We start from the raw sequence: 6,953 nt of genomic DNA, 5'->3' as shown, positions 1-6,953 counted from the left end.
AGAAGATAATAACAAGTAAATCCATTAAAGAATGGGAGCTCTAAAAAAATGAAACGAAAAATATTAACTCTCTTTACACTTTTATGCTTAGCACTACCAATACAAGCTAGTGCTTACACATTTCAGTCACTACCGATTGCGTCAAAGTCTAAACAATGGTATGTCGAAATTGATAAATCTCATAACTCAAACAAGCAAGCAATCCAGCCAAAGCAAGGTGTATTTGATACGTATAGTTTACTCGTAAAAAACATCGGTCATGATGTATCAAACGTATCTGTGGAAATACTTGATAACAACCCTACCTCTAAAGCTACCTTTAAACCTACTACACCTAATGAAAATATTTCTAAAAGTCATACAAGCTTTGACTACATGGTATTCCCATTAGACTTTAATAGTCATAATTTTAAAGTTGTGATCACTTGGGAAGAAAAGAATTTCTCTTACAATGGCCATCCGGTAAATGAAGGTAAAAAAATGAAACAAACATTTGTATTTAATGAAGACTAAGTCCTAATTTCTTTAGGGCTTAGTCTTTCTTATGGATACCAATGGATACAGCACTAAAGCTTCCTATGCAAGATTGGTTTAAAGAAAGATTCCCATTATTTTTTGAAAAAGGCACCTTTGAAATTCAACGTGTTTGGGATAATGAGCTAGATAAACAAGTTACTATAACAATTACACATACGTAAAAAAGCTTGGAATTTTTCCAAGCTTTTCTTACTTCTCCTCTACTTTCTTAATCCTATAATCAATTTCTAAAAACTCAACTCCAAATATCCACATTCTATGATTAGCTTCTAGTATATGATCCGTGCGCTCTTTTATAATAAAAGTCTCTGCTAATGGTAAACGGGTTGTTAAGAACCGAGTATGTAAATAAATCCCCTCATCTCCCTGACCATTTTCTCTTAACTTACTAGTAATGATTAAATCATGACTATCATTATATAGTTTCAAAATACCAGTCATATTCGAATAAGGTAAAGGTAAGGCGATATTCATATATGTCTCATTCTTATTTGTATGCTTTGAATAAAGAGCTACAAAAATAGATTCACCTGCTTCATTTTTTCTTAGCCAAGCCCTTACATTCTCTCTTCCATCTTTCTCATCTATGACACTAATGATAGAGCCATGCATCGTTTCCCAATTGCCGCCCATTCCTAAATGTATTTGTTCTACACGCTTACTCATTTTCTCATAGCAAAGTGCGAACGGACGGAACCAACGAGCCCATTTAATATTCGATTGCAATTCATACTCTGCTGTATTTTCATAAAAATGAATAATACTTAAAGGAACCTTCGTCACATCAAATGCCTCACTATGAAAGTCATTTACTTTATCAACTAAACCGTTGTATTCCTTACTGTCTACTAAATTGCTGCTATATAAATAAGCCTCACCAATTGCCACATTTCCTCTTAACTTACTCATTGGTTTCCCATAGTATTTATAATTCGGAACACTCTTTTCAATCACCCAGCCGATAAATGCCGGTAACGCTACTCCAATTCCGTTGACAACACCATGAATCCAAACCATTTGAGCAATTGTAATCGTCATTACATGCTTCAAATTTCCATATGAATATATAAGTGAGAACATAATTGTAACCATGAGTGTACTAGACGAAACGATTAGAAGAATCTTTGCAATGATAGCATTAAATTTTGCTCTCCAAACGTAAAATCCATACCCATAAATTGCACATAAATATAGGAACACTGCAAAAAATTCAAATATTCTTGAGTATGTAATTCCTATTGCAACTGTCATAGGTGAAATCATGATGATAAACATAATAGCATCATACACTTTACTTCTCTTTTCTCTTTTTCTCCCTATTAAACCAGCTGATAATGGCAATAGAAACGCCGAATAATGAAAATGTGCAGCTGTGAGTAAAACAATGTCAGAGCTAAAATGCATAATTGAAAGTTTTGCTACTGAAGCAGAAAACCAAAAACCACCTAAAAACAAATAAATAAACGCACTATCTATGGCGATCTCTTCTAACGGCTTCCATCCTCTTTCTAGCAATCTACTTACACCAAATAACGCAACAATTCCTGTATATACAAACCAAACTAGCGCAAATAAATAGTGATTTGTGACGAAAGCTAGCATTGCACAAATTGCTGCGATTGGATATAAAAATGATACGGATTTATAAAATAATAATTGCGATCCATCTCTTTTTCTTTTATCAATAATACAAAATGACATTGGTATAAATAATAAAACAGATAATAATATAATTGCTTCAACAGGATTTATATTCGACCACTCACATATTAGAAAAACAACATAACAAGCAAGCCCAAATATTATATTTTTCATATCGTTTATTCCCTTTCCACAAATGTTCCCTTATATGAAAAAAGCGAACCAATTAACGGGTTTCGTACTTGTACATGAATTCGAAAACACTGAAGTGTTTCATCATAACTTTCAACAATTTTTGCCTCACCATACAAAAATTTTGGTAACGGCATTTTTCTTCCAAACATATAAAACCATTGTTTCTTTGAAGAAATATGCATTGCCCCTAACTCATCGATATGAAAATGCAGTGTAGAAACGAGTAAATGTGGTTCACCAAAATAATCTACAATTTCATTTTCGTTTTCATCCAATTGCATAACTGCATTAAAATATCTTTTCTTATTTCACCTATTGATTCCCCTTCTCCAACTATTTCAAGCCCAAATCCAATCTTTGTTTTATACAAAAACTTCTGTGGTTCCCCTTCTTTTTTCTCTAAATACGAAATTTCAGTAAAGCGAGCATCCCACTCTGTATGTATATCTGGTTCTTGCGTATATTCCCATAATTTTTCCATCGTCGTGTTCATTTTTGTCGCAACATAAATAGGCTGTTTCCTTTTCATTCTCCCCACCTCCTATGCACTATAAGTTTAATGTACATGCAATGAATTTATTTTGCTACATTTTTCACAAACTTCCTCAAAAAAAAGAAAGAATTTTTAAAATATATATAAAACACTTGATTCCCCGAAAAATTTAAATTATTATAAAACAAATGTTACCAACAACTTCATAAATCAAACACTCTCGCCTAAAACGTGAGATAGAGGTTGCGATACTTATGAGTATTCTAATGGAGACACAGAGATGTCTATGAACTTAGATGAAAGGAAGTATTGCCGAAATTGATAAATTTCTCTGCATTTATCAATTGGGGCTGTTTTCGAATAGAAACAGAACTGTCATATGTACAGACGTGTACGTATGAAGAGCTATCTACAAAAAAGAGATATCATTTTTTTATGATATTCCTTTTTTGGCGGTTTTTTTATTAGCTCCGTTTTCTGTTTCCCTTTTCCTGTAACAGCACCATCCTCACTTATTTGAGATGGTGTTTTTTGTTTGTCTTTCTGGTAACTACAGGAGTATTGGGATTTATATATTTCCTAATCTATTCTTAAAAATAGACGAAAGAAGGAATTTGTAATGGAAACAATTGTTCAAAAATTTGGTGGCACTTCTGTCGGAAGCGTCGAACGCATTCAACATGTAGCAAATTTAATTATTGAAGAATATGAACGAGGTCATAGCATTGTCTCTGTCGTTTCAGCAATGGGAAAAAGCACAGATGAACTTGTCGCACTCGCTAACGCTATCACAGAAAATCCAAGTAAACGTGAAATGGATATGCTTCTATCTACAGGAGAACAAGTAACTATTTCATTATTAACAATGGCACTGCAAGCAAAAGGCTATCATGCAATTTCATTAACAGGGTGGCAAGCAGGTATTACGACAGAATCTGTACATAGTAGTGCACGGATTACTGACATTCATACAGATCGTATTCAATCTTATCTTGCTGAAGGTACGATTGTTATCGTAGCTGGTTTCCAAGGTATAAGTGTAGAAAATGAAATTACAACGCTTGGCCGTGGTGGCTCTGATACGACTGCTGTCGCATTAGCTGCTGCACTTAAAGCAAAAAAATGTGATATTTATACGGATGTGACAGGTGTATATACGACGGACCCACGAGTTGTAAAAGATGCTTACAAATTAGACGAAATTTCTTATGACGAAATGTTAGAGCTTGCTAATCTCGGTGCTGGCGTATTACACCCGCGCGCTGTTGAGTTTGCTAAAAATCATAATGTAGTTTTAGAAGTTCGCTCAAGTATGGAACAAGAAAACGGAACAATTGTAAAAGGAGAATGTAACATGGAACAACAATCAATCGTTAAAGGTATTGCATTTGAGGATAACATTACACGTGTCACAATTAAAGGATTAGAACAAGGCTCGCTTTCAACAGTTTTCTCTACATTAGCAGCAGCACACATTAATGTAGATATCATCATTCAAAGTATTACAAATGAAGGAACTGTACACCTCTCCTTCTCCATTCATTCGAATGATTTAAGAGAAACTTTAGAAGTTTTGGAACAAAATCAAGAAACTCTTCACTATGAATCTGTAGAACATGAAAATCACTTAGCAAAAGTATCAATCGTAGGATCTGGCATGGTATCTAACCCAGGTGTCGCTGCAAATATGTTCACTACTTTAAAAGAAGAAGATATTCATATTAAAATGGTAAGTACATCAGAAATTAAAGTGTCTGTCGTTATTGACCGCCTTCATTTAGTAACAGGCGTTGAGGCGCTGCATCAATCATTTATGGCGAAAATTGAGCCTTTCGTGCAAATGAGCTAATCTGATATATTTAGTAATGCTAAAAAAATCATATTAATGTATTACCTTCCTATTAAATAAAAAGCTGTTCGTTAACACGATGCTATATGACATATTAAAAAACACCTTGTCACATTTTCCTATACTGTGACAAGGTGTTTTTGACTGAAAGGAATTTGTAACTACTTAGTAGTATAATTATGAGGATAATTAAATAATAGACTTTTATACATAAGGAGATAAGACTATGGCAAAAAACAAATTACTACGAATGGACAATGTCAGCATCGTTGTAGAATCCCTTGATAACGCAATCTCTTTCTTTGAGGAGATTGGCTTGAATCTCGAAGGTCGAGCCAATGTCGAAGGTGAATGGGCTGGTCGCGTAACTGGACTCGGTTCTCAGTGCGTAGAGATCGCTATGATGGTCACTCCAGATGGCCACAGCCGAATTGAACTTTCGCGATTTCTCACCCCACCTACTATATCAGATCACCGAAATGCTCCTGTAAACGCCCTCGGTTATCTACGCGTCATGTTCACCGTTGAAGACATTGACGAAATGGTATCGAGACTCACTAAGCATGGTGCAGAGCTCGTTGGTGAAGTAGTTCAGTATGAGAACTCGTATCGTCTCTGCTACATTCGTGGAGTCGAAGGAATTTTAATCGGTTTAGCGGAAGAACTCGGTAATAAATAAGTAATGTTTTATAAAAAGAGGGAATAGCTCTATATTTAAGCTATTCCCTCACTTCTATTAAAACAGATGAATGTTTTCTTTTTTACAAGCTGCACGTAAATCGTCAGGCCATACAGAAGATTGAACTTCACCGATATGAGCTTTACGTAAGAAGTACATGCACATTCTTGATTGTCCAATACCACCGCCGATTGTTAATGGTAGTACGTCTTCTAGTATACCTTTATGGAAATCATACTCACGTTTGAAGTCTTCACCAGTTTTCGTTAACTGCTCATCAAGTGATTTACTATCAACACGAATTCCCATTGATGATAATTCAAATGAAGATTGTAGTACTGGGTGCCAGAATAAAATGTCACCGTTTAATTTCCAATCGTCATAATCAGCTGCGCGTCCGTCGTGCTTTTCACCTGAACGAAGTGCATCACCAATTCCGATAATGAAGACTGCACCATGTTCTTTCGCAATTGCATGTTCACGATCTTTCGGTGTTAATTCTGGATATTTATCTTCTAATTCTTGAGAAGTAACGAAAACAATTTCTTCCGGTAAATACTTTCCAAGGAACGGATATTTTTCAAATAAGTGATCTTCTAAATCTTTGAATATTCCATAAATTGTTTGTACTGTTTTTTGTAAGTAATCGACAGTACGCCATTCTTTTTGAACGATTTTTTCCCAATCCCATTGGTCAACGTAAATGGAATGCGTTGCATCAAGTTCTTCATCACGACGAATCGCGTTCATGTTTGTATATAAACCTTCACCAGCTTCATATCCATATTCATGTAATGCAAATCGTTTCCATTTCGCTAGTGAATGAACAATTTCTAATTCTTCTCCTGAATGTAACATATCAAATTCAATTGGGCGTTCTACACCGTTTAGGTGATCGTTTAATCCTGATTTTTTCGTTACGAATAATGGTGCAGATACGCGGAATAGTTCAAGGCGTTTTGCTAATTGGTCCTCGAAAAATGTTTTAACTTCCTTAATTGCAATTTGAGTCTCTCTTACTGTCATTAATGATTGATACATGGTGGTTTCCTCCTAAAATGTTTGGATGTTGTGAAAAGAAGCCAACAAAAAAAGCCCTTCTTTCCCAAAAAACTGGGACGAAAGGCTTTGGTTCCGCGGTACCACCCAAATTAGCAACAGAGGTTGCTCACTTATACAATACGGAGATGAAATATCTCGATACTGTTCTTCTTGTAACGGCGAAGTTCCCGGCTAAGTCTACTTTCCTATAAAGGATTTCGGTTAGCAACTCCAGGAGGTTCTTCATAATAGGCTTCGTATCAGGCTCACACCACCCCTGACTCGCTTAAACTACGTCCTACTACTACTCGTCCTTTCATAGTCGTTTTGTTGTCACATCTCTGAAACATTTTATTAATGATTATTCTATACAAAAAATAAAGAAAGTCAACAAAAAGTTTTAAAATATTTTTCAATTCTTTATTTTACGGCTTTATTGATTGTTGTTAATTTAACATCTTTACTTTTTCTGCCTCGTCAATCCAAAAAATGTTTCACTGACCGAAACTAACGTATAC

The 6,953-nt window shown here is 35.0% G+C and carries 5 protein-coding genes, 3 pseudogenes, 1 riboswitch and 1 other annotated feature; of the genes and pseudogenes, 4 read left to right on the top strand and 4 right to left on the bottom strand.

The genetic code is table 11. The features are described from left to right. The first annotated feature begins 48 nt into the window (after window positions 1-48). Together ACQGS6_RS20310 and ACQGS6_RS20305 are read left to right on the top strand one after the other, a co-directional pair. The gene (locus ACQGS6_RS20310) at window positions 49-513 is read left to right on the top strand and encodes a hypothetical protein (protein ID WP_000823343.1); all 465 of its coding nucleotides are present in this window, start codon (window positions 49-51) and stop codon (window positions 511-513) included. A gap of 29 nt (window positions 514-542) precedes the next feature. Beyond that, window positions 543-698: pseudogene (locus ACQGS6_RS20305) on the top strand (DNA mismatch repair protein MutT); the annotation flags it as partial. 28 nt (window positions 699-726) lie between these two features. Here ACQGS6_RS20305 and ACQGS6_RS20300 read toward each other — a convergent pair. From ACQGS6_RS20300 to ACQGS6_RS20290, 3 genes and pseudogenes are all read right to left on the bottom strand, one after another. Beyond that, complete coding sequence (locus ACQGS6_RS20300; protein ID WP_025966199.1) at window positions 727-2,352, bottom strand: YndJ family protein; 1,626 nt, start codon at window positions 2,350-2,352, stop codon at window positions 727-729. A 5-nt stretch (window positions 2,353-2,357) separates the two neighbouring features. After that, window positions 2,358-2,681 (bottom strand): annotated as a pseudogene (locus ACQGS6_RS20295) (DUF4166 domain-containing protein); the annotation flags it as partial. Then, window positions 2,669-2,902 (bottom strand): annotated as a pseudogene (locus tag ACQGS6_RS20290) (hypothetical protein); the annotation flags it as partial. The pseudogenes ACQGS6_RS20290 and ACQGS6_RS20295, both read right to left, overlap by 13 nt. 193 nt (window positions 2,903-3,095) lie before the next feature. Then, window positions 3,096-3,282, top strand: a riboswitch (Lysine riboswitch). A 203-nt stretch (window positions 3,283-3,485) separates the two neighbouring features. On the opposite strand from ACQGS6_RS20290, the gene ACQGS6_RS20285 reads away from it, so the two are divergent. Both ACQGS6_RS20285 and ACQGS6_RS20280 read left to right on the top strand, forming a co-directional pair. Continuing rightward, complete coding sequence (locus ACQGS6_RS20285; protein WP_000448031.1) at window positions 3,486-4,715, top strand: aspartate kinase; 1,230 nt, start codon at window positions 3,486-3,488, stop codon at window positions 4,713-4,715. A 226-nt stretch (window positions 4,716-4,941) separates the two neighbouring features. Then, complete coding sequence (locus ACQGS6_RS20280; RefSeq protein ID WP_001107260.1) at window positions 4,942-5,394, top strand: VOC family protein; 453 nt, start codon at window positions 4,942-4,944, stop codon at window positions 5,392-5,394. A gap of 57 nt (window positions 5,395-5,451) precedes the next feature. On the opposite strand, the gene asnA is transcribed toward ACQGS6_RS20280, so the two are convergent. Next, on the bottom strand, window positions 5,452-6,435 hold the full coding sequence (asnA, locus tag ACQGS6_RS20275) for an aspartate--ammonia ligase (RefSeq protein WP_000284914.1): 984 nt from the start codon (window positions 6,433-6,435) through the stop codon (window positions 5,452-5,454). A gap of 70 nt (window positions 6,436-6,505) precedes the next feature. Further along, window positions 6,506-6,764 (bottom strand) — a binding site (T-box leader). Window positions 6,765-6,953: the final 189 nt, after the last annotated feature.

Source organism: Bacillus sp. GMs2/2, assembly GCF_050172095.1.
Classification (GTDB): Bacteria; Bacillota; Bacilli; order Bacillales; family Bacillaceae_G; genus Bacillus_A; species Bacillus_A cereus.
This window is presented reverse-complemented; position numbering and strand designations above follow the sequence as displayed.

What these genes read in the sequence shown, in the direction of transcription:
- ACQGS6_RS20310 (WP_000823343.1), top strand. Translation starts at nt 49, where the DNA reads ATGAAACGAAAAATATTAACTCTCTTTACACTTTTATGCTTAGCACTA.
- ACQGS6_RS20300 (WP_025966199.1), bottom strand. Translation starts at nt 2,352, where the DNA reads ATGAAAAATATAATATTTGGGCTTGCTTGTTATGTTGTTTTTCTAATA.
- ACQGS6_RS20285 (WP_000448031.1), top strand. Translation starts at nt 3,486, where the DNA reads ATGGAAACAATTGTTCAAAAATTTGGTGGCACTTCTGTCGGAAGCGTC.
- ACQGS6_RS20280 (WP_001107260.1), top strand. Translation starts at nt 4,942, where the DNA reads ATGGCAAAAAACAAATTACTACGAATGGACAATGTCAGCATCGTTGTA.
- asnA (WP_000284914.1), bottom strand. Translation starts at nt 6,435, where the DNA reads ATGTATCAATCATTAATGACAGTAAGAGAGACTCAAATTGCAATTAAG.